12 protein-coding genes are annotated in these 22,555 nt (G+C 67.8%); 6 read left to right on the top strand and 6 right to left on the bottom strand.

Annotated elements, in window-relative coordinates:
* Nucleotides 1-437 (bottom strand): class I SAM-dependent methyltransferase (locus AB0H93_RS23715; RefSeq protein WP_358575248.1); only part of this gene is annotated, 437 nt, incomplete at its 3' end.
* Nucleotides 438-840: 403 nt separating this feature from the next.
* Here AB0H93_RS23715 and AB0H93_RS23710 point away from each other — a divergent pair.
* The 3 genes from AB0H93_RS23710 (at nucleotide 841) to AB0H93_RS23700 (ending at nucleotide 2,317) form a co-directional block, all read left to right on the top strand.
* Nucleotides 841-1,059 carry a hypothetical protein gene (locus tag AB0H93_RS23710; RefSeq protein WP_358575247.1) on the top strand — a complete coding sequence of 73 codons (219 nt, stop codon included), beginning with the start codon at nucleotides 841-843 and terminating at the stop codon, nucleotides 1,057-1,059.
* Between the two features lie 11 nt (nucleotides 1,060-1,070).
* Entirely contained in the window at nucleotides 1,071-1,268 is a 198-nt protein-coding gene (locus tag AB0H93_RS23705; RefSeq protein WP_358575246.1) for a hypothetical protein, read from the top strand.
* A gap of 143 nt (nucleotides 1,269-1,411) precedes the next feature.
* Nucleotides 1,412-2,317, top strand: coding sequence for a hypothetical protein (locus AB0H93_RS23700; protein WP_358575244.1), 906 nt, complete (start codon nucleotides 1,412-1,414; stop codon nucleotides 2,315-2,317).
* Nucleotides 2,318-3,010: 693 nt separating this feature from the next.
* Here AB0H93_RS23700 and kynU read toward each other — a convergent pair.
* The 4 genes from kynU to AB0H93_RS23680 form a co-directional block, all read right to left on the bottom strand.
* Nucleotides 3,011-4,285: a kynureninase gene (kynU, locus tag AB0H93_RS23695; protein WP_358575243.1), complete on the bottom strand. Its 1,275-nt coding sequence runs from the start codon at nucleotides 4,283-4,285 to the stop codon at nucleotides 3,011-3,013.
* A gap of 25 nt (nucleotides 4,286-4,310) precedes the next feature.
* Nucleotides 4,311-5,384, bottom strand: a complete 1,074-nt coding sequence (locus tag AB0H93_RS23690) for an amidohydrolase family protein (protein ID WP_358575242.1) — start codon at nucleotides 5,382-5,384, stop codon at nucleotides 4,311-4,313.
* A complete protein-coding gene (locus AB0H93_RS23685; protein WP_358575241.1) occupies nucleotides 5,381-6,775 on the bottom strand; it encodes a cation:proton antiporter in 1,395 nt (464 codons plus the stop codon). The genes AB0H93_RS23690 and AB0H93_RS23685 overlap by 4 nt, the downstream gene beginning before the upstream one ends.
* Before the next feature lie 101 nt (nucleotides 6,776-6,876).
* Entirely contained in the window at nucleotides 6,877-8,949 is a 2,073-nt protein-coding gene (locus tag AB0H93_RS23680; protein ID WP_358575240.1) for an AMP-binding protein, read from the bottom strand.
* A gap of 317 nt (nucleotides 8,950-9,266) precedes the next feature.
* On the opposite strand from AB0H93_RS23680, the gene AB0H93_RS23675 reads away from it, so the two are divergent.
* Nucleotides 9,267-9,794 carry a flavin reductase family protein gene (locus tag AB0H93_RS23675; RefSeq protein WP_358575238.1) on the top strand — a complete coding sequence of 176 codons (528 nt, stop codon included), beginning with the start codon at nucleotides 9,267-9,269 and terminating at the stop codon, nucleotides 9,792-9,794.
* 317 nt (nucleotides 9,795-10,111) lie between these two features.
* Entirely contained in the window at nucleotides 10,112-10,699 is a 588-nt protein-coding gene (locus AB0H93_RS23670; protein ID WP_358575257.1) for an ATP-dependent Clp protease proteolytic subunit, read from the top strand.
* A 514-nt stretch (nucleotides 10,700-11,213) separates the two neighbouring features.
* Here the strand turns inward: AB0H93_RS23670 and AB0H93_RS23665 are convergent.
* A complete protein-coding gene (locus tag AB0H93_RS23665; protein ID WP_358575237.1) occupies nucleotides 11,214-11,363 on the bottom strand; it encodes a hypothetical protein in 150 nt (49 codons plus the stop codon).
* Between the two features lie 84 nt (nucleotides 11,364-11,447).
* Between AB0H93_RS23665 and AB0H93_RS23660 the strand changes: the two genes are divergently transcribed.
* Nucleotides 11,448-22,538: an amino acid adenylation domain-containing protein gene (locus tag AB0H93_RS23660; protein WP_358575235.1), complete on the top strand. Its 11,091-nt coding sequence runs from the start codon at nucleotides 11,448-11,450 to the stop codon at nucleotides 22,536-22,538.
* Nucleotides 22,539-22,555: the final 17 nt, after the last annotated feature.

Here is a 22,555-nt window from a genome sequence, read left to right as displayed (position 1 = left end):
GGGTTGCGCATGTGGTAGAGCACGCCGCTGGCGAAGCAGATGTCGAAGCGCTCGTCGGTGTCGCGGAGGTACGGTGTGAAGTCGCCCAGCAGGAATCGGGCCCGGGGCATGCCGAGCAGTTCCTTGGCGATGAGGCATTTCAGGTAGGCGCGGGTTTGCGCTTCGACAGCGACGATGTCGGCGCCGGCGGTGTGGAGCTGGTAGGTGTGCCCACCTTCGAGCGGTCCGAGTTCGAGCACGCGGCTGCCCGCCACACCACCGAAGCACTCGATGGCCCACGTGACGCGGGCATCGTCGAACAGTGGAAGGGGGCCCGCCTGGACGTGCTGCAGCGGTGCGGGCAGCTGGGAAGACCACTCGCCGGCGAAGAGGTCGACGGCGTTCTGTGGTGAGGGCGCGCTGGTCACGTACTCGTCCAGGATCGACGGCGTGGCCATCGCCGGTGGTTCCGGTGACGGTGGCGTGGATGTGCGAGACCTGCGAATGAGCGAACGCACGGCCTGGCCCTTTCTGCTCCTGGTCAGCAGCGGCCAGGTATGCGGTTGTCGCTCAGCGCTCCCATGGCACCGAGAACTGGTGTGTCGCCGCCTCTATCGACGCGACCACATCGGACGTTACTCGAAAAACCCTCTCCCACAGGAATTTTCAGTTCCGGCACATGCGTGGCCGCCTACGATGGCCATTACGCATCGAGCCGGCTTCGTCACTGTCGGCTATCACCCTTTTGTCGTATTGGTGTTCCGGTGGTCATCTGGTGAAGATTTGAGCGCTTTCTTGGCGCGGGCTGTGGGGCCTGCACCGATTCTTCGAGGAGTTTCGGAATGGTCCCTGCTCGTCCTGGTGCTGACGTGCGCTCTCGTGCCCTACGACGCCGTCGGACGCCTCACCGACGCGTGGGTGACCGGACACCACTACACCTACGACTTCACCAGCGCACCCACCGGCTGCCCGACCGGAACCCAACCCAACGCCGGTACCAACACCAACCGGCTACGCCTGATCGACGCAACCGCCAGCGGCACGACCGAGACCGGGTACTGCATGTGGAGGATCCGGTGAGGGGACTAGCGGTGAACTTCCTCGGCTGGGCCGGCGTTTTCCTGCTGTGCGTTGTGTTGACGGCGATCATGGCGGTCCCGACCAGTCTTGAAGAGCTGGCAATCGCGATCGCAATCGCTACGGCGATCACGTTGGTCAGTTATGTTGCAGTGGGTATGGAGCGTTTGTGGAGGAAGAAGCGAAACAAGAATCGATACCTTGGTGGTTGACCGCGCTAGCCACGCTATGCGATTCGTGTGCAAGTACCGGATGTATGGTCCTTTTTCGGCCAAGTGGCAGGTAGAATGTGGGAGTACGTGCGCAACAAGCGGATCTATGGGGTGTGCCCACCTGGTCAACGAAAGAGTTGCCGATGAACGAGCCGAGCGAAATCAGCCTCATTATCGGGGCCCCTGATGACCCGAAAGGCCCGGAGTGGGCAGATATATGGTGGGTCGGGCGGATTTCCGGCTCCTTCGCTGTTCCCGCTCTGGACGCTGTATCTCGGGCACTTAATGCCACTGTGGACCTGAATTCCTGGCTGGGGGAACACTACGGCAGGCGCGATGTCACCATTTCTCTTCAATTTCCCTGGAAGGTGAGGCACGAGGACTTCATTGGGCCGGATGGTTATGTGATGAGCGGAGAATGGGGCTACTGGTGTTCGGTTCACGTGCCGCCGAAGGTGGCCGAAGAAACCGATCCTCGAGTCGTGTTTGGGTGGCTCTACTCCAAAGGGTTGGAAGCGCTCGAGTGCATAGGGAAGAAAACTCGGCTGGGTAGCCCTCTGTACGGGGCTCATGTGGATCTCCCGCTGGAATTCGCGCCCGAATCCGGTGCTGTCAGGCTCGTCGCACTTCCTCGGCTGGCAAGTAAGATCGCAAATCTCGACGACCAGCAGAAAGCGGTTCTTGAACCTGTCGGCGAAATGCGCGGTGTCGATGCGTGGGCGGTAGATGTCAGCGCCGTTTCCGATGTGGTTCCTCGATCGGTGCGTGGCCGAGCGGAGTTCGTCGAGCAGAGGATCAGGGCAAGTGGTGTGCTGCCAAAAGAAAAGGGCACCTGGGGGCAGTTCCGGATCAACTCGGAAGGTTTGAGCTACCGATCTGTTGTGAAGGACCTCAAGCTCCTGGAACGCTGGGCGATCTATCAGCTGTCCTGCGGGGTCGTTGATGTGGGCCGCGTCAACCACGTGTACTGGATGACAATCGCACCAAGCCGGGAGTCTCGTCCACGAAAGAACGTCTCCCCCGAGCTGAGCAGATCCCAGGACGTCTAGGGCACGGAGTGTCTGCAGTACGTGCGCGGGCGAGTCTGCTGCCGGCCTCGTCCCATCTTCGAGGCATTGCAACGTGCAGTGGAGCATGGGGCTGGGTCCTGAGCTCGAGGCCTCCTCCTCCCCACTCATGGCCATGGCTGGCCGCTGCCACGGCAGCCGGTCGGAGATCCGGTACATGGCCAACCGTGCTTCGAGCTCCTGCGAAGCCATGACTTATCCATGGTTTATGATCCGCCGCGTGGCATGCTGAACTGCGGTGAACCACGTGTCGGCGTCGGAATAACCGCAGCTCAGCGCGATCAGCTACACTCCAGCACGGCAAGCCTTGGAAACGTCCAGGTGTCGGTTCGAACCCGACCGGGGGCACTCATCATCCCAGGTCAGAGCCTTGTGGATGGTTCGGGGCCAGCGTGGCGGTGGAGGTATCGATCGCTTTGGTCCTCGGCAGGGGAGTCGGAGTCGGGTCGACCGCCCTTCCAGAACAGCACTCACGGCGAGATCAACGCGACGCGGCCGGATCCCTGCCTCGCTGTTCATGTCCGCGACTCTCCCTGGTCTCCCAATGTCAAGCATTGCCGACCGGGCCGCTTGATCAAAGAAAACAGCGGGAACTGCCCTTTCGCGCACTCGAAACGCAGGTCACCAAGTCCGGGACATCGTCACCTCGTGCACCTCAAGGCGTCGGCGACGACGTCAAGAAATGGTCGAAGTCGGACCCAATCCGTCGAGCGGGTCGCTGCGGGCGCCGACGAGTTCGGCGAGCATCGACAGTCCACGGTGGACTTCGGTGAAGCTGGTGCCCAGCGGTGCCAGGCCGATGCGGATGCCGTCGGGAGCGCGGAAGTCCGGGATGACGCCGCGTTGCCAGAGCCGGTCGTTGATCTCGCGGAAGTCCTCTCGGCGCAGCGTGATGTGGCCACCTCGACGTTCGGGGTCGCGCGGCGAGGCCAGTGCCACGCCGTGGTCGAGCAGCCAGGCGTCGGCCAGTTCGAGGGCGTAGTCGGTCAGCCGGAGCGATTTGGCGCGGACCGCTTCGATGCCGGCCTCTTCGAGCATGTCGAGGCCGGTCAGCAGCGGCAGCATGCCCAGGATCGGGGGAGTGCCGCTGAGCATGCTGCGCACACCGTCGACGGGTTGGTATCCGGGACCCATCGCGAGCGGGTCGCGGTGCCCGATCCAGCCCCAGATGGGTTGTCGCGCGTGACCGCGGTGGCGCCGGTTGAGGTAGCCGAACGCGGGGGATCCGGGGCCGCCGTTGAGGTACTTGTAGGTGCAGCCGACGGCGAAGTCGGCGTTCCAGGAGTCGAGGTGGACGGGGACGGCGCCGACGGAGTGGCTGAGGTCCCAGAGCACCAGCGCGCCCGCGTCCTGGGCGGTGCGGGTGATCGCTTCGGCGTCGGCCACGTACCCGGATCGGTAGGCGACGTGGCTGAACACGACGAGTGCGGTGTTCGGGCCGACCGCGCCCGCGACCTGTTCGGCGGTGATGCCCTCGGCGGGGTCGGTGTCGATCCACCTGAGGTTCAGACCTCGCTCGGCGGCGATGCCTTCGAGAACGTAGCGATCGGTGGGGAAGTTGTCGGTGTCGATGACGATCTCGTCGCGGCCGGGTCGGGCATCCACGGCGGCGCGGGCGAGCTTGTAGAGCAGCACGGTGGTCGAGTCGGCGACCAGGACCTGGCCGGGCGCCGCGCCGAGGGCCACCCGGCCGAGGCGGTTCCCGATCTCTTCGGGCCAGTCGAACCAACCGTCGGTCCAGCCGCGGATCAGCTGCCGCCCCCACTGCTCGCGGATGAAGCGGTCCATCCGCTCGGCGGTGGCCAGGGCGGGGCGTCCCAGGGAGTTGCCGTCGAAGTAGGCGACGACATCGCTGTCCTCCGGGATCAGGAACCGGTCCCGGAAGCCGCGCAGCGGATCGGCTTCGTCCAGAACGCGTGCCTTCTCCAGGAGATCGGCGTGCCTGAGCATGTGTTCCTCACCTTCCGATGACGGATCAGGCGGGGAGGTCCGGTGCGACCGGATCCACTACCTGTGCGGAGCTGAGCGAGTCGGCGAAGCGCGAGGGGGTCCGGTCGAGCCCGCCGGGAACCCAGCACGGTGGGACCGGACTGCGCAGATCGGTCATGGCGGTGAGCACGTCGTCGGGTGTGAGCCCGGCGGCCAGCAGCGCGGTGACCTCGCGGGGGTTGACGCCCGGCGGCAGCGGCCCGTTGCCCAGGTCCGTTCCGTAGTGGATGGTTCCGCCGTGCTCGACGAAGCGCCGCAGGTTGTCCGTCGCCGTGCGCAGCTGCGGGGTGTCGGTGCCGAAGCCGTGGATGTCCAGGGTGCTGATCCAGCTCATCCGCTGTGCCGCATCGGCGAGGAGTCCTTCATCGACGCGTTCTGTCCACGGGGTGTGCGCCAGCCGGTCGATGCCCTTGTCGTAGGCCTGCCGCATGGTGCCTTCGCCTTCGACGTGCGCGATGACGGGGAGACCGGCGTCATGTGCGGCGGAGACGATCGCCGCGAGCGCGGAGTCCCGAAGCACGGGGCCCGCGTCGGAGTTCAGCGCGACCTTGATGGCATGTGCGCCGACCTGCTGCTGCTCGCCCACAGCGGCCTCGGCGTCGAGCGGGGAAAGCACTTCGCGGAAACTCCCGGCAGCGGCCCAGGACCTGTCACTGGGATAGCCGCGCGGAGCCGTCAGGAAGGCACCGACCACCTGCGCCCTCGGCAAGGTCGGGTCGTCGACGCGCAGGGCCGCGAGCACATCGGGGGCGCTGCCGAGATCGTGCACTTCGGCGATCCCCCCGGATCGAACCGAACGGAGGTCCACCAGCCCGGAGTGCACGTGCGCATCGCGCAGTCCAGGAAGGACAGTGCCGCCGAGTCGCCTCGTCCGGGCGCCGGCCGGAACATCTTCGGCGGCGACAGGCGCGGAACCGGCAGGTTCACCGTTGCGGAGGCGCAGGGCGCACCGGCCGAACCAGCTGCGGCCGCCCCACCAGGCGGAGTCGGCCAACAGCCATTCCTCTGCGATGTCCATGTTCTCCAGCCCTTGTTCCCGAAGCAGGTCGACTTTCGTCACGCCGCGCTTCTCGCGGGAGCGGTGTGCAGCTGGAGCCGCCGCAGCAGCGGTCCGGTGACCGCCGTGGTCACCAGCGCCATGCAGGTCAGCATGGTGAACAGGCGAGGCGACAGGACCCCGAGGGACAGCCCGATCTGCAACACGATCAACTCGGTGACGCCTCGGCAGTTCATCATCAGCCCCAGACCGGTCGACGACCGCCAGTCGTGGCCGAGCAGCCGGGCGAAGACCGCGACACCGGCGATCTTGCCCACCGCCGCGACGACGATGATCAGCGCGAGGATCCCCCAGTCCGCGGGCCCGCCGATGCTCGCGAGATCCAGCTTGAGCCCGACCACGGCGAAGAACAGGGGGAGCAGCAGCCACATCGTCAGCCCCTCGATCTTGCCGAGCACCTCGCGGACCGTGGCCGAGTCGCGCGGCAGGATCAGACCGGCCAGGACCGCCCCGAAGATCGCATGGGCACCGATCGAATCGGTGATCCACGCGGAGGCGAACACGCAGCACAACAGGAACGCGGCCACCGCCGTGTGACCGGACCGCTCGAACGCCGCCACCAGCCGGGGCATCGCGGGACGCACGAAGGCGATCAGAGCGCCGCCGTAACCGATCACCAGCGCGCAGGCGACGAACGCCGACAGGAGCGATCCATTGCCGATCACCGCGCTGACGACCATGAGCAGGCACCACGCGATGGCGTCTCCCGCTCCTGCCGTGGCCAGACCGAGCGTGCCGACCGGGGTGTCCGCCAGCTTCTGCTCGTGCAGGATCCGTGCCAGCACAGGGAAAGCCGTGATCGCGAAGGCCACGCCGACGAAGAGCACCAGCGCCAGCAGAGGCGTGCCGTTCGTCCGGTAGTCGCCCAGCGCCCAGGCCGCGAGCAGCGCGCCGAACAGGAAGGGGATGACGGTGCTCACCTGCGCCAGCGCCAGCGCGGTGCCACCGCTGCGGCGGAGCAGGTCGAGCGGCATCTCCCTGCCGACCAGGAACATGAACAGGATGACGCCGAACTGCGACAGCGTTTCCAGCGAGGGCACCACGTCCGCGGGGAACAGCCACGCCGTTGCCTCCGGGAGCAGCAGCCCGAGGACGGAGGGGCCGAGGATGATCCCCGCGGTGATCTCGCCGACCACGCTCGGCTGGCCGACCAGTCGCAGGAGCGCGCCGAACAGCCTGGTCACGGCGAGGATGACCGCGATGGCCAGCAGCAGCCGGTGCCCGCTGGACACGATCGAATCCGCTCCTGGCAGGGCGGCGACACCGCTGTTCCCCAACGACTGGACCAGCGCGACGACCGCGACGAGGGGCAGCACCACCAGGAACAAGTAGCCGGGCAGGTAGCGGGTGCCGACCGGCAGCCGGGGCGACAGGGGAGTTTCTTCGTTGTTCACGCGGTGGGTCCTTCACTGCGGGATGCTGCTCGGCTGGTTGTTCGCGGCCATGGGCAGGACGGCGTGGGCGAATTGCGATGGCGCCGCCCGGTCCGGTCGGCTCAGTCGCCTTCCTGGTCGCCGACTTCGCGCAGCACCACCAGGGACAGGTCCTGGACGGTTCCGTTCATGAATTCGGACATGGGGAGGGAGACCCCGTAGTCCCGTTCGACGTCGTGGCGCAGCCTGATCATGCGCACCGACTCCATGCCCAAACCGATCAGCGGCTTGTCCTCGGGCAGTGCTTGCCAGCTCACGCCCAGCGCGGACGCGATCCGCCTGCGCAGCTCCGTGGTGACGGCGGAAGCCCGGACCTCGGGCGGCATCGCGAGCAGCAGGTCGCCCATGGCCGACCTGGCGGCGGTGGGCTCGGCGGCAGGCGCCACCCGCGTGCTCGTCGCCAGCGGTACGAGCTCGCCGTTGAGGTAGGAATCCCGGCAGCCGCGCCGCCGGACCTTTCCGCTCTGCGTGCGCGGGACCGCCGCCGGCTCGACGAGGACGACCTCGTGCACCTCGACCTGGTGCGCGCTCGTGACCCCCAAGCGGATTCGCTCGGCGAGGCCGGCCAAGTCGGCGTTGGCGCTCGACTCCACCGCCTGCACGACGACGAGCCGCTCCCCGTCCTCCGAATCGACCGAGAAGGCCGCGACCGGGAGGCTCGCGAGCGAGGGGGAGACCCGCTGGGCCGCGCCCTCGATGTCCTGCGGGTACAGGTTGCGGCCGTTGATGATGATCAGTTCCTTGAGCCGGCCGCAGGGCACGAGGTCGCCGTCGTGGAAGAACGCGAGATCGCCGGTCCGGACGAACGGACCGTCCCCGTCGGCCAGGGTGCCGCCGAAGGTCTCGGCCGTCTCCGACGGCCGGTTCCAGTACTCCTGGCAGACGACCGGGCCGCTCACCCAGACCTCGCCCACCTGACCGGCGGCGCACTCGGTGCGGGACTCGGTGTCCACGACGAGCACGCGCCCGAACGGCCCGGCGCCCCCGCAACCCACGAGTTCTTGCGCCCGCGCGGAGCCCTCCGCCGGCACCAGCTCGGCACGACCCCGCTCCAGCTCGGCGGCATCGACCGCAACGCTGAGCGCGTCGGGTTTGCGCTTGCCCACGACGATCTGCATGGTCTCGGTGAGGCCGTACGCCGGGAACAACGAAGTGCGCCGGAAACCGGCCGGCCCGAAGGAGCTGACGAACCGTTCGAGGGTGGCTTCCTGAACTCGCTCGCCGCCGATGAGCGCGACGTCCCAGCCGGACAAGTCGAGCTCTGCCCGCTGGTCCTCGCCGATCAAGCTGCAGCACCGCTCGTACGCGAAGTTCGGGCCTCCGCTGAACACCGGTCCCTCGGTCGCCGAGATCGCCGCCAGCCACCGGAAGGGATCGGCGACGAAGTCCTCCGGCGTCATCAGCACGGCCTCGCCGCCCGCCAGCTGCGCGAGCAGCACCTGTCCGAGCCCGAGCGCGTGGAGCGACGACATCCAGCACACGACGTTGCCGCCCGCCGGGAGTTCGGTGAGCGCCCGGAAGTTGGCGATCTGGGCCGCGAGGTTGCCGACCGACACCGCCACGCCCTTCGGCCGGCCGGTCGATCCCGAGGTGTACTGCAGCAGTGCCAGGTCATCCGCGACGGCCCGGGGCGGAACCCAGAGCCGTGCGTGGTCCTCGCCCAGCGCATCGACGTTGAACCACACTCCGGGCGGCGCGAGGTCTCCCCACCTGTCGCGCAACGCCGGCGCGAGATCTTCGGTGGTGAGCACGGCTGCCACGTCGGCGTCCGCCGCCATGGCGATCAACCGGTCGGCCGCGTCTTGCGTGGCATCGCCGATGTCCGGTGAGCACGGCACGGCCGCTACGCCCGCGTACAGGCATCCGAGGAATCCAGCGAGGAAATGCGGGCCGGGCGGCAGCAGCAGCAATACCCGCGCGCCTGCGATGCCCTCCTGCTGCAGCGCCGCCGCGACGGAGCGCGCCCGCAGGTCCAGCTCCCCGCGGCTGAGGGCCACGCCGCGATCGCCTGGCGAGTGACCAGGAGGCAGGAATCGGAGAGCCGTGGCACCCGGCGCGCGCTCGGCGTTGTCCCGGAGCACCTCGAACAGCGAATCGATCCGGGCGTCCAGGCGGCGCGCGGCGAGATCGGTCATGCCCAGGCTCCTGTCCATCGGTTGCGTGCCACGTGGCATGCCGAGGATCACCAGCGCGGGAGGATCTGACCAACCCCGGAAGGAGCCGCCGAACGACTACGGGTGGGGTAGCCGTTCGGTGACGCTCCAATGGAATACACCGGTCGGGGACTCCCCCGTGATGCCGCCGGACCAGCACTCCGGTGCCCTTCGCGCGCCTTCCCGATGCCCATCTCGGGGGGCGCCGTTTAGGCACTCGCGGACTCCGCACGGCTCTATATCGTCTTGATCGGCAGTCCGTCACGGCGAGTGGACCGACGACCGAAGGGACCCACCTGATGCCAGACAGCGTGCCGGCCAGTGCCCTCGACAGCCCGGTACAGCAGGACGCGGCAGCGTTCAAGGAACTGATGAGCGCGTTCCCCAGCGGCGTCGCCGTGGTCACCGTCACGGACCGCACCGGCGAACCCCACGGCTTCACCTGCTCATCGCTTTGCAGCGTCGGCTTGGCGCCACCGACGCTCCTGATCTGCGTTTCCAACCGCAGTGGAACTCTCGCCATCATCCGGGACCGGGGTCGATTCGCGGTCAACCTGCTCCACAGCCAGGGACGCCACGCCGCGGAGGTCTTCTCCTCGGGCGCCCCCGACCGGTTCTCCTCGCTGCCCTGGGCGCCGACCCAGCGCTTGGGCCTTCCCCATCTCGTGGAGCACGCCCATGCCATTGCCGAGTGCGAGGTCACCAAGACCACGGTCGCCAGCGATCACGTGATCGTGCTGGGCGAGGTCGCGGCGGTGACGTACCGCCAGGAGCCGCCGCTGCTGTACGGCCTGCGGCAGTACGCCACCTGGCCTTCGGCTGTGTGAGGGGGCGCTGCTGCTGGTGCGGCCACCACGCGTTCAGCACCAGCACGAGGCCCTCCGCCGGGGATGCTGATCCGGCGCACCGGCAGCACGTGATCAGCGCCGACCACCTCCGCTGACCTCATCGGCTGCCGAGCGGACGGGGACGCCCCGGCCGGGTCACGCTCTGAGCGAAAGTGGGCGGGGTTCGGCGTTCCATGCCGCGCATGTTGGTTAGGGTTGGTCACGTAATGTCGCAAGATCAGTCAGTCCTGACCGGGCGGCATGCGGTACGGGCGACGAGAAGGTAGGTAGACGTGACGCACGACCACAAACTGAGCATGCGGACCGGTGGTCTCAACCTGACCGACTCGGTGTACGAGCGACTGCTCCAGGAACGCATCGTCGTGCTCAATTCCCAGGTTGACGACGACGCGGCGGGCCGGATCACCGCGCAGCTGCTGCTGCTGGCGGCCGAGGACCCGAAGTCCGACATCCGGTTCTACATCAACTCGCCGGGCGGTGCGGTGTCGGCCGCGTTCGCCATGTACGACACGATGCAGCTCATCGAGCCGGACGTGGCGACCTTCGCGCTGGGAATGGCGGCTTCCGCGGGTCAGTTCCTGCTCTCCTCGGGGACGCCGGGCAAGCGGTACTCGTTGCCGCACGCGCGCATCCTGATGCACCAGCCGTTGGCTGGCGTCGGTGGTACCGCGTCCGACATCGCCATCCAGGCCGACCTGTTCGTCAAGCAGAAGCACGAACTGGCCCGGCTCACCGCGGAGCAGACCGGCCAGCCCATCGAGAAGATCCTCGCGGACGCCGACCGGGACCGCTGGTTCACCGCGACCGAGGCCCAGGAGTACGGCCTCGTCGACCACGTGGTGAGCCGCGTGTCGATGTCCGGGGCGGCGAACTCGGACAGCTGAGCCGCGATCGTTCAGCATGAACTGCGCCTTCCCCCCGCAGGCCGGCGTCGGTACGACCACGCTGCATTGGGCGAGCTGAGACCGCTTCCGGGTGGTCGCCGGGGTCGGCGTGCGGGGTCGGGTGGGGCATGCGGGTGTGGGGCCTAGGCCGGTGCCGGGAATCCGGCCAGAGATGATCTCATCCGGCTCAGGGCCCCACGTGCCCCTGAGCGAGCCGCGCTCGCGGCTCGGTTCTCCCCGGTCCTGAAATCCGGCCGACTTCCTCCGGCCTATGTGGACTGCGCGGCCCGGTCGGCCAGCGATGATCCCGCCCGATACGCGGTCGACCTCGCCGTGCGGGCCGAGGGACCAGCACCGGCCGGGCTCAAAGCGTCGTTGGCAACGTCCTGGCCGCGACGGCCGGTCCGCGATCGTGGTGCTCCAGGTGCGACCGGCTGCTGATATCTCACGAAGTCGTCGACGTGCTGGTCGGCCAGGCCGGACGACGGCGCCGCATATCTGATCCGGGCGGAAATCATTCGCCTCCGGCCTCGCCGATCACATGGCGAACTCCGCATTCGGTGCCGAACGCGTTGAGCGGCCGTGCTGAAAACCGGTATCGAAATCGATGAGCTTTTTCGTCCTGTGCGCGGAATGCCTGTGCCTCTGCGTCGTGAGTGGTCATGGCTGCTGTGGCGACCATAGGCACTCACGACCCCTGTGCGTTCCGGACCTGACCTGACGCCGCAGACCAGGATGAAAACGCTCAATGTGCCGCCGTGCTGTTTCAAAGCCCGTTCGAAAGAGGGTGTCGGCATGGGTGGCCATACGGGCACCCCTGAAGGACACGCCACCGAGGCGGTGTCGCCCTCCCCGGGATCTGACAGCATCGGTGGGTACGGCAGCCAGCCCAGCGCGGTTTCTTCCAGAAAGGGCACTCATGCCTTCCAGTCGCCTACCTGAGAACAGGTCCGGAGGTGCCGGCGGCAACCCGGCCGCACGGGCGGAGGATCTGCCTACCTCGTCTGATGGGCAAGTTGGCATGCGACTTAATGAAATCGTTCGGCGGTACGACGCGGGCGCGCTTTCGACAACGGATTTGCTCGCCGAGTTGGTGGAGCACGCAAAACGTCCCCTGTCGGAAGGGCAGCGCGGTTTGTGGGCGCTGCACAAGATGGAGCCGGACACGTATTCGTACAACGTGCCGGTATGCCTATCGTGCGAGCACGTCGACCAAGCCGCTCTTGAGGACGCATTCCGCGATACGGTTTCGCGGTACCCGATTCTTTCGGCAGCCGTCCGAGAAGGGGTCGGCGGGCCTTCTTTGTCGCCTGGTGGCGCCGATCGTCTGCAGGTCGAACATGCGGACATCTCGGATGTTCCCGCCGATGATGTGCTCGAGCACCTGAAGCGGAGAGCGCAGCGACCGTTCGACCTGGCCGACGAGCCCCTGATCCGGCTGTCTGTGCTGCGTCGTGCCGAGTCCGAGGTGTACGTCCTCGTGGTCGTCCACCACATCATTCTCGACGGGCCGTCGCTGTGCCTCGTGCTCGACACCTTCCTGCGCGCCTACCAGGCCCGGGTCGGTGGCCGTGAACCATCGTCCCAGCCCGGCGCCGCGGAGTTCGGCGAGTTCGTCGCGTGGGAGGACGAGTATCTCGATAGCGCGCGCGCCGAGCGCGACCGGGATTTCTGGAAGCGGGAACTCGCCGGCAGAATTCCGCTCACCGGTTTGCCCACCGAGGCGACGCTGGCTCCTGACGCGCCGCACGAAGGCGAGGTGTGCACTCGGCGGTTGTCGAAAGAGCAGGCCGATGTCATCGCCTCGTTCGCCGCGTCGAACGGGATCATTCCCGGAGTTTTCCTGCTCGCTGTATTCAAGACATTGCTCCACCGGTACACGGGGCAGGAGGACATCGTCATCGGAATGCCGGTGTCCGGGCGCCCGTCGGAGCGCTTCGACTCGTCGGTCGGCTATTTCATCAACACCCTGCCCATTCGAAGCAAACCGGTCGCATCGGACGAATTCGCGCTGTTCGCCCAGCGGCTGCAATCAACGGTTTTCGAGGCGATCGACCACGCGGCCTATCCATTCCCCCACATCGTGCGAGATCTCGGGGGTCGCGATGCGGACCTCCGGTCGCCGGTATTCCAGGTCGCCTACAACTACCAGAACTTCTCCCTCGTCGGAACTTTGCAGAACCTGGCGGACGAGCTTCGCGACACCTGGCCGTTCAGGGTGGTGGAAGGTCTGCACCAACTCGGTGAGTACGACCTGACGCTGGACGTGGTTCCCGGTGACGGATTCGAACTCATCTGGAAATACCACCCCGCCGCTTTTTCCGCCGCCACCATTGCGCGGATGGCCGACCACTTCGTCAACCTGATCGGTGGCGTCGTGGCTTCGGGCGGCCATGCCGAACTCGGCCGGTTGAACCTCCTGGACACCGCCGAGCGACGACTCCTCCTGGACGAGTGGAACCGCACGGACGTCGACCATCCCGAGGACCGGACGGTCTGGGATCTCTTCGCGGAGCGGGCGGAATCGGGTCCGGACGCGCCTGCGGTGACCTGCGGGGAACAGACCCTGACCTACCGCGAACTCGCCGATCGCAGCTCGGCGCTGGCCGATGCGCTGCTGCGCCGAGGCGTCGGGGCCGGGGACAACGTGGGGGTTTGCTTCGAGCGTTCGCTCGATCTGATCGTGGGTCTGCTCGCGATCATGAAGCGGGGCGCGGCGTACGTGCCGTTGGATCCCGACTTCCCGGCCGAGCGCCTCTCGTACATGATCCGGGACAGCGGGGCCGAGCTCGTCGTCTGCCACGAGGCCGTGATGGGCGCGTTGTCCGCGGTGGAGACGCACGGGGCGAGGCTCTACGTGACGGACCGCCCGGACGACGGCGGTGACGAGGTGCGGGAACCGCAGGCCGCACGTCCCGAGTCGACGCCTGGTGTTGCGTACACCATCTACACCTCGGGCAGCACCGGACAGCCCAAGGGAGTGGTGGTCCCGCATCGGGCGCTGACCAATTTCCTGCTGGCCATGGCCGGGACCTTCGAGGTGACCGCGGGCGACCGGTTGTTGGCCGTCACCACGTACAGCTTCGACATCGCCGGCTTGGAGCTGTACCTGCCGCTGATCACCGGCGGACATTGCCGCATCTGCGATTCGACGACGGTCAAGGACGCCACCTTGCTCGCCGCGGAGGTGGACGAGTGGCGGCCCACTCTCATGCAGGCCACCCCCGCTACCTGGGCCATGCTGCTGCGCGTGGGGTGGCAGAACGCCTGCGGGGTCAAGATCCTCTGCGGTGGGGAGGCGTTGCCGGAGAACCTCAAGGACCAGCTCGTATCCCGTGGCGAGGCTTGGAACCTGTACGGGCCGACGGAAACCACGATCTGGTCGACGGTGCGGCGGTTGCGCCGCGACGAGCCGGTGACCATCGGAACGCCGATCGCGAACACGCGGTTGTACGTCCTCGACGAGAACATGCAGCCGGTGCCCGTCGGAGTACCGGGCGAACTGTGCATTTCAGGCCGTGGCGTCGCGCTGGGATACCACGGGAAGCAGGACCTGACGGCGCAGCGCTTCGTCGAGAACCCGTTCGTCCGCGGCGAGCGCCTCTACCGGACCGGTGACGTGGCGCGCCGGCTGCCCAACGGCGAAATCGTCTTGCTCGGGCGGATGGACAACCAGATCAAGCTCCGCGGTTACCGCATCGAGCTCGGCGAGATCGAGGCGGTGCTCAACGGCCATCCGGACGTCGCGAACAGCGTTGTCGTGGTGGAGCGCAAAGGCCGATCGGAACGGCTCGCCGCGTATTTCACGGTGCACGGCGACAGTCGGCGTGCCATCGACACCAAGGCGCTGCGCGCGCATCTGGAGAAGACCCTCCCGGCCTACATGGTGCCGAGTGCGTTCGTGGCGCTGGAATCCTTCCCGCTCACGGCCAACGGCAAGATCGATCGGGCGCGGCTGAGCGACTCCGGTGAGCAGGCGCCGGTCGTGCGATCCACCTCCGATGCCGCCGCGGGTGCGGTCCGAGTCGAGCGGAGTGTGCGCAAGATCTTCGGCGAGGTGCTCGGCCGCGAGGACGTCGACCGCGACGAAGCGTTCTTCGAGGCGGGCGGCGACTCCTTCTCGGCCATCGAAGTGGTGGAGGAGATCAACCGGACCTTCGGGTGCCGGCTGCGGCCGGTGGCGCTGTTCTCGAACCCGTCGATCGCGGCCATGGCTCGGCATCTGGCCGGGCTGCTGCCATCGGAAGCGGCATCCCCGGCGCACGCGGCAGCGCAGAGTGCGCCCCGGCAGCTCGATCCGCTTCCCGACGGGCGTGCGGAGGAGCCTGCCATCGATGACGGGTATCTCGACGACTCGATCGCAGTGGTCGGCATGTCGTGCCACTTTCCCGGGGCCGAGAACCCCCGGGAGTTCTGGCGCAATCTTCAGGAAGGCAATGGCGGCAGCACGTTCTGGTCGCCCGAGGAGCTGCGTGCGCTCGGGGTGCCGGACGAGCTCATCGGTCGGCCCGGGTACGTGCCGCAGCGGGCGGTCATCGAGGGCAAAGCGGAATTCGATCCGGCGTTCTTCGGGATCTCGCCGCGCGACGCCGAGCTCATGGACCCGCAGGGACGTCTCCTGCTGCTGCACGCGTGGAAGGCGTTGGAGGACGCCGGATACCGCCCGGAGGACGTTCCCAACACCAGCGTCTTCACGTCGACGAGCAACAACTTCTACCAGGCGCTGTTGCCGAGCCTGATGGAGAACGCGGCGGGCGCGCGAGTTCTGGCCAGCAATGAGGGGTACGTGGCCTGGCTGCTCTCGCAGGGCGGCAGCGTGCCCACGATGATCTCGAGCAAGCTGGGGCTGAGCGGCCCCAGCATGGCTGTGAGCACCAACTGCTCCTCGGCCTTGAGCGGACTCCACCTCGCGTGCCAGGGACTGCTCTCCAGCGAGGTCGATCAGGCACTGGTCGGCGCGGCGAGCCTCTACTCCACGATGGAGCTGGGCTACGTGCACCAGCCGGGCCTGAACTTCTCGAGCGACGGGCGTTGCAAACCGTTCGACGACACGGCCGACGGCATGACCGGCGGTGAAGGGGTGGGCGTCGTCGTTCTCAAGCGCGCCCGCGATGCATTCGCCGACGGAGACCACGTCTACTGCCTGATCCGCGGGGTGGCGGTCAACAACGACGGCGGTGACAAGGCCGGGTTCTACGCCCCGAGCGTACGAGGCCAGGTCGACGTCATCCGCAAGGCGCTGGACAAGTCGGGCGTGGACCCCGAGTCGATCCGCTACGTCGAGGCGCACGGCACGGGCACCAAGCTAGGCGATCCCATCGAGGTCGCGGCGTTGACCGAGGCGTACCGGCACTTCACGGATCGGAGCCGGTACTGCGGGATCGGGTCGGTCAAGAGCAACATCGGCCATCTTGACGCCGCCGCCGGGATCGCCGGTCTGATCAAGCTGGCCCTGAGCCTCCACCACGGCGAGGTCCCGAGATCCCTGAACTGCGACGTGCCGAACACGCAGATCGATTGGGAGAACTCCCCGTTCTTCGTGGTCGACCAGAACCTGCCGCTGAGCAGGACGGGTTCCGAGCCTCCGCGGGCGGGACTGAGCTCGTTCGGCGTCGGCGGCACCAATGTGCACGTGGTGCTCGAGCAGGTGGCCCCGCGTTCGCGCGTGGTGCCTTCCGCCGAGAGGAGTTCCGGGGAGCATCTGGTCGTCCTCTCGGCACGGGACGGCGAACGCCTCGAAGCCCTCGCCCGGGATCTCCTGGCGTTCCTGCCGGAATACCGCGGGGACCTGGCGTCGCTGGCGTACACGCTGCAGACCGGACGGCGGGAAATGGCCAGCCGGATCGCGTTCATCGCCGACGACTTCGAGACATTGGCCGCGCAGCTCGGCGCCTTCGTCGAAGGGAATGTGCCGGAAGCGGCTTTCGCCGGCACCGTCCGGCGCCAGGACGACGAACTGGTATCGCTGTTCGCCCGAACCGAGCAACTCCAGGAGCTCGCTGCGGAATGGTTCGAGCGCGGCGAGTGGGAGAAGGTCGCACCCCTGTGGGTCAGCGGCATCGATGTCGCCTGGAACTCGTACTACGGCGCGCAGGTGCCGGGACGGGTGAGCCTGCCGACGTACCCGTTCGACACGAAGCCGTTCTGGCCGACCGCGGCAGCGGAACCGGTGGGGCAGCCCGCGCAAGCGGTGAAGTCGGCCGCGTCCCACGGGAGCGTGCCGGTCGACGCTGATGCTTTGCTCGGGGCCGGAGACGGTGGAGTCGAACGGTTCCTGGCGCGGCACCAGCAGAGCACGGCCGAGATGAACGGGATCCTGCGGCAGCTGATGCTCGCGCAGCTGTCGACGATCGGGCTCTTCCGCGAGCCCGCGCGGTACGAGCGGGCCGGGGCGGGCGTGATCGCGCCCGGCTTCGCGAAATGGCTCGACCACAGCGTGAACGTGCTGGTGGACGGCGGCGAGCTCGTCCGGGAGGGCGACTTCCTGCGGACGCGGGACGGCGCGCCGGACACCGATCAGGCGTGGCGAACCTGGCGTGCGTGGAAGGAGGGGCGCGGCAGCGATCCGGAGCTGGCAGCCAAGACCGCGCTGGTCGAGCGCATGATCGAGGCCATGCCGGCGATCCTGACGGGAGAGCTGCCGGCCACGAGCGTCATGTTCCCCGGTGGGACGCTGGAACTCGTCGAGGCGGTCTACCGGCGGAATGCGACCGCCGACTACTTCAACGCGATCACGGCCGGCGCGGTGCGTTCCGAGGTGGCGGAGCTCCTTCGCGGAGCGCGATCCGAGATCCGGGTGCTGGAGATCGGCGCCGGTACCGGGAGCGCCAGTGATTGCGTGTTCGAGCAGTTGGAGGGCTTCGAGCGCGATATCGCGGAGTACTGCTACACCGACATTTCCAAGGCGTTCCTGATCGAAGCGGAAAAGCGGTTCTCGCCGCGCGTTCCGTACCTGACGTGCAAGACGTTCAACGTGGAATTGCCTCCCGGCGAGCAGGGGTTCGCGACGGGGCACTACGACATCGTCATCGCCAACAACGTGCTGCACGCGACCAAGGACGTCGTGGAATCCGTCGAGCACGCCCGGGCGCTGCTTCGCCCCGGCGGTGTCCTCCTGCTCAACGAGCTCGCCGAGAACGAGCTGTGGTCGCACCTGACCTTCGGGTTCCTCGATGGCTGGTGGCGCTTCACGGACAGCTGGCGCATCGATGGCGGCCCAGCGCTGTCGTCGGCCTCGTGGCGAGACGTGCTCCGCGACAAGGGATTCGACGCGGTGCACTTCCCGGCCGAGCGTGCCCGGTCGTTGGGGCTGCAGACCGTGGTGGCGCGGGTTGGTGCGCCGGCGTCGCTTTCCGCCCCGAGGAATGCCGATCGGGAAGTCTCGCTCGAAACGCACGTCGAAGAGGCCCTCACCCGGAGTCTGATGGCTTCGTTGAAGCTCCGCAGGGAAGAACTGGAAGACGACAAGCCGTTCGCCGACTACGGGCTGGACTCGCTCACGGGCGTCAACCTGGTGCAGCAGCTCAACGAATCGCTGGGCACCGATCTGGATCCCAGCGTCCTGTTCGACAACCCCTCCATCCGGCGGCTGGTGAGATTCGTTCTGGCGGAGCACGGCGACGCGATCACAGCCGACGAGGAACCGGAGACGAGCCCGCTCCCCGCTCCGGCCGAACCTGCGCGCGTCGAGGCGCCACGGACCGTCGAGGCGCCACGCGTCATCGAAGCGCCACGGACCGTCGAGGCGCCACGCACCACCGAGGCGCCAAGGACCACCGAAGCGCCTCGGGGCAGCGACCCCATTGCCATCATCGGCATGAGCGGCCGGTTCCCGGGTGCGCGGAACGTCGATGAGTTCTGGCGCCAGCTGGTCGAGGGCCGCGATCCGGTGACCGCGGCATCCCGCTGGGACCTGTCGTCGCTCCGAAGCCGGTGCGCGGACGGCGGATTCATGGACGGCATCTACGAGTTCGATCCGCTGTTCTTCGGGATTTCCGGGGTGGAAGCCTCCTACATGGAGCCGCAGCAGCGGTTGTTCCTCCAGGAGGCGTGGAAGGCGCTCGAGGACGCGGGCCATGCGGGCGAGTCGCTCGACCGCGAGCGGTGCGGGATCTACGTCGGTTGCGGCGCCGGTGACTACTTCGACCTGACGACGTCGTCCGAGTACCCGGCGCAGGCGTTCTGGGGAAACATGAGCTCGCTGGTGCCGTCCAGGATGGCGTACTACCTGGACCTGCACGGACCGGCGATGGCCGTCGACACCGCGTGCTCCAGTTCGCTGGTGTCCATGTACCTGGCGTGCCAGGGATTGTGGGCGGGGGAGGCAGATCTGGCGATCGCCGGCGGTGTCTTCGTCCAGTGCTCGCCCCGGCTCTACATCGCGGGATCGCGCGCCGGGATGCTGTCCCCGACCGGAAGGTGCCACACGTTCGACCAGGCCGCCGACGGATTCGTCCCGGCCGAAGGCGTCGGAGCGCTGGTCCTGAAGCGGCTTTCGGATGCCGAGGCCGACGGGGACCACATCTACGGCGTGGTCCGCGGGATCGGCATCAACCAGGACGGCACGACCAACGGGATCACCGCGCCGAACGGTAATTCCCAGGAGAAGTTGATCGGGCAGATCTACCGGGACTTCGAGATCGACCCCGAGGGGATACAACTGGTCGAGGCGCACGGCACCGGGACGAAGCTCGGCGACCCGGTGGAGTTCAACGCGCTCGTCCGGGCGTTCCGGGCCCACACGAGCGAGGAGCACTTCTGCTCGCTGGGGTCGAGCAAGGCCAACATCGGCCACGCCCAAGCCGCCGCCGGCGTGATCGGGATCATCAAGACGCTCCTGGCCATGAAGCACGAGACGATGCCCGGTCTCCTGCACTACCGGACGACCAACCCCGGCATCGCGCTGGAGGGCAGCCCGTTCTACGTGCACGCGGAGCCGAGGGAGTGGGTCGTCCCGCAGGGCGGCAAGCGGCGCGCTGCGATCACGTCGCTCGGTGCTAGCGGGACGAACGCCCACGTCGTCATCGAGGAGGCACCGGCATCGCCCCGGCGGAGCAGGTCGGGAGGCGCCCGGCTGATCGCGCTGTCGGCGCGAACGGGGGAGGCCCTGCGCCAGCAGGTGGCCGATCTCGCGCGTGCATGCCGGGAGCGCCAGGATCTGGATCTCGCTGATGTGAGCTACACGCTCCTGCTCGGGCGGACGCACTTCCAGCACCGGTGGGCCCGCGTGGTCGACGATGTGGCCGAGCTGGAACGTGCGCTCACCGCTTGGCTTTCCGGCGATTCCGCGGAGACCGCGGTCGGGACGGCCGGACGGCCGCACGTCCTCGCCGCGGAGTACCTCGACGGGCGGACACCCGATTTCGGCGAGTTGTTCCGGGACGGGCGCTACGGGCGCGTGTCGTTGCCGGTCTATCCCTTCGACCGGAACCAGTACGAATTGCCGGGCGATGTATCGCCCAATGGCGTGCTGCTGAGCGGCATATCGCCGAGCCGCGACCGCCAGCCGGACAGCACGACGCTCACCGGTGACGAGTTCTACCTGCGCGAGCACCGGGTGCAGGGAACCGCCATCGTGCCGGGAGCGATGTACTTGCAATGGGCCTACGCGGCTGCCCGGCAAAACGCCGGTGCCTCGGACGGGGACGCCGTTTGCTTGCACGACATCGCCTTCCTGCGCCCCCTCGGCGTGGCGGAGGGGCCACGCGCGCTGCAGGTGGAGCTTCGCCCGGAGGGCGGCGGGACCCGCTTCGAGGTGCATTCCGCGGCAGCGGGTGCCGCGAACGCCGGCGGTGAGTCGGTGATCCATTGCCAGGGCGGGATTTCGCACCCCGATCAGTCGGCGCAGCCGGTGATCGACCTGTCCGCGATGCTCCGGGACTTCCGGCGCACCGCGACTGGACCCGAACGCTTCTACGCGGAGTACCGGGAGCTCGGGATCGAGTACGGTCCGGCGTTCCAGGGCCGCGGCGCGGTGTACGAGGCCGAAGGGGCGGTGCTCGCGGAGCTGAACCTGCCGGACGTGGTGATGGACACCGCGCGCAGCTTCGCGCTGCACCCGGCGCTGGTGGATTCGGCGATGCAGTGCATGAGGCTGCTCGTCGGATCCGGCGACGAGGACCGCGACGTCGGGTTGGTCTTCTCCATCAAGAAGGCGGAGATCTTCGCGCCGTGCTCCGAGAAGATGTGGGCCTGGGTTCGCTGGAGCGACGACGCCCGGGACGCCGGACGAATCGACATCGACCTGGCCGACGATCGCGGCAAGGTGTGCCTCGCCCTCCGGGGGATCACGGGCCGCCGCACCGCGCGCACGGCCGCCCCTGACGAGGGGGGCAAGTCGGAGGCTGTCGCACTGCTCCCCACGTGGTCCCCGGCCCGCGAGGTCGAGACCGAGGCCTGGCCGCGGACTGCCGAATCGGTCGGCATCATCGCGGCGACGCAGGACGCGCGCGACGTCCTGGCCGCGAGGTACCCGTCGGCGCACGTGCTGGCAGTCCCACCGCACGGTTCGCAGCACGACATCGAAACCGCCATTCGGTCCGCTCCCGCGCTCGACCACCTGATCTGGGCGGCACCCGAGTACTCGGAGGCGGCATCCGGTGAGGGCATCGTCGACGGCCAAACCGCCGGCACGCTGCAAGTCTTCCGCACGGTGAAAGCGCTGCTCGGGGCCGGCTACGGCAACCGCTCCCTGGGGTGGACCGTGATCACGAACCGCGCGCACCAGGTGCACGAGGCCGAGCCGATCGATCCGACCAACGCCGGCGTTGCGGGCCTGGCCGGCTCGGTGGCGAAGGAGTACCCGAACTGGAAGATGCGGGTGGTGGACGTGGACGCGTACGACACCGCGTCGTTGTCCGCCGTGCTGAGCCTGCCCGCCGATCCGGACGGCAACATGCGGATTCGTCGGAGCGGCACGTGGTTCCGGCAGCACCTGACGACCGTTCGCCCCAGTTCGCCGACGTCATCTCGGCTGCGGGAAGGCGGGACCTACGTCATCGTCGGCGGAGCTGGTGGATTGGGAACGGCCATCAGCGAGCACTTGATCCGCCAGTACGGCGCGCAGGTGGTGTGGCTCGGGCGAAGCCCGCGGGACGCGCGCATCGACGCCGCCATCGCCGCAGCAGCGGGCTCCGGCGGACCCGCACCGCTCTACCTGCAGGCCGACGCCACCAGCACCGAGTCCCTCCGGCGGGCGCGGGACGAGATCGAACGGCGTTTCGGGAGCGTGCACGGCGTCATCCACTCCGGACTGGTCTTCTCGGGTGCGAGCCTGGCCAAGATGACCGAGGCGGAATTCCACGACGTGCTTCGGGGCAAGGTCGACGCGAGCGTGCGGCTGCTGGAGGTGTTCGGCGGCGACTCGCTGGAGATCGCGCTCTTCCTCTCGTCCATCAACTCGTACCTCAAGGCCATCAAGCAGGCGAACTACGCCGCCGCCTGCACGTTCGTGGATTCCTTCGCGCACGCGGTGGAACGCCGCTACGGATGCGCCGCCAAGGTGATCAACCTCGGTTACTGCTTCAACAACGCGGTGGCGGAGAACGACCGCGCGGCGGTGGTGGGCGCCGGCGTTCCGCTCATCCAGGCGAGCGAGCTCATGGCGGCGATCGAGCTGCTGTGCGCGGGACCGGTGGACCAGCTGACCCTGATGAAGTTCGGCCCCGCCTTGAACACCCGGGGGATCACCGTGGGAGATGACGAAGTCGTCCTCCGCTGGGACGAGCCTTCGTCGTCGTTGGCCGCGGTCCACTCCGACCACCGGGAGCTGCGAGATGCGTTCGCCGATCTCGAGCGGCTGCGTGCACGAACCAAGGAACTGAACGCGCTCGTGATCTGATCGCGCAATTTCGGAGG

Source organism: Saccharopolyspora sp. NPDC050642, assembly GCF_040654735.1.
Lineage (GTDB): Bacteria > Actinomycetota > Actinomycetes > Mycobacteriales > Pseudonocardiaceae > Saccharopolyspora > Saccharopolyspora elongata.
Note: the sequence above shows the minus strand (reverse complement) of the source record. Positions and strands in the feature narration are given on the sequence as shown.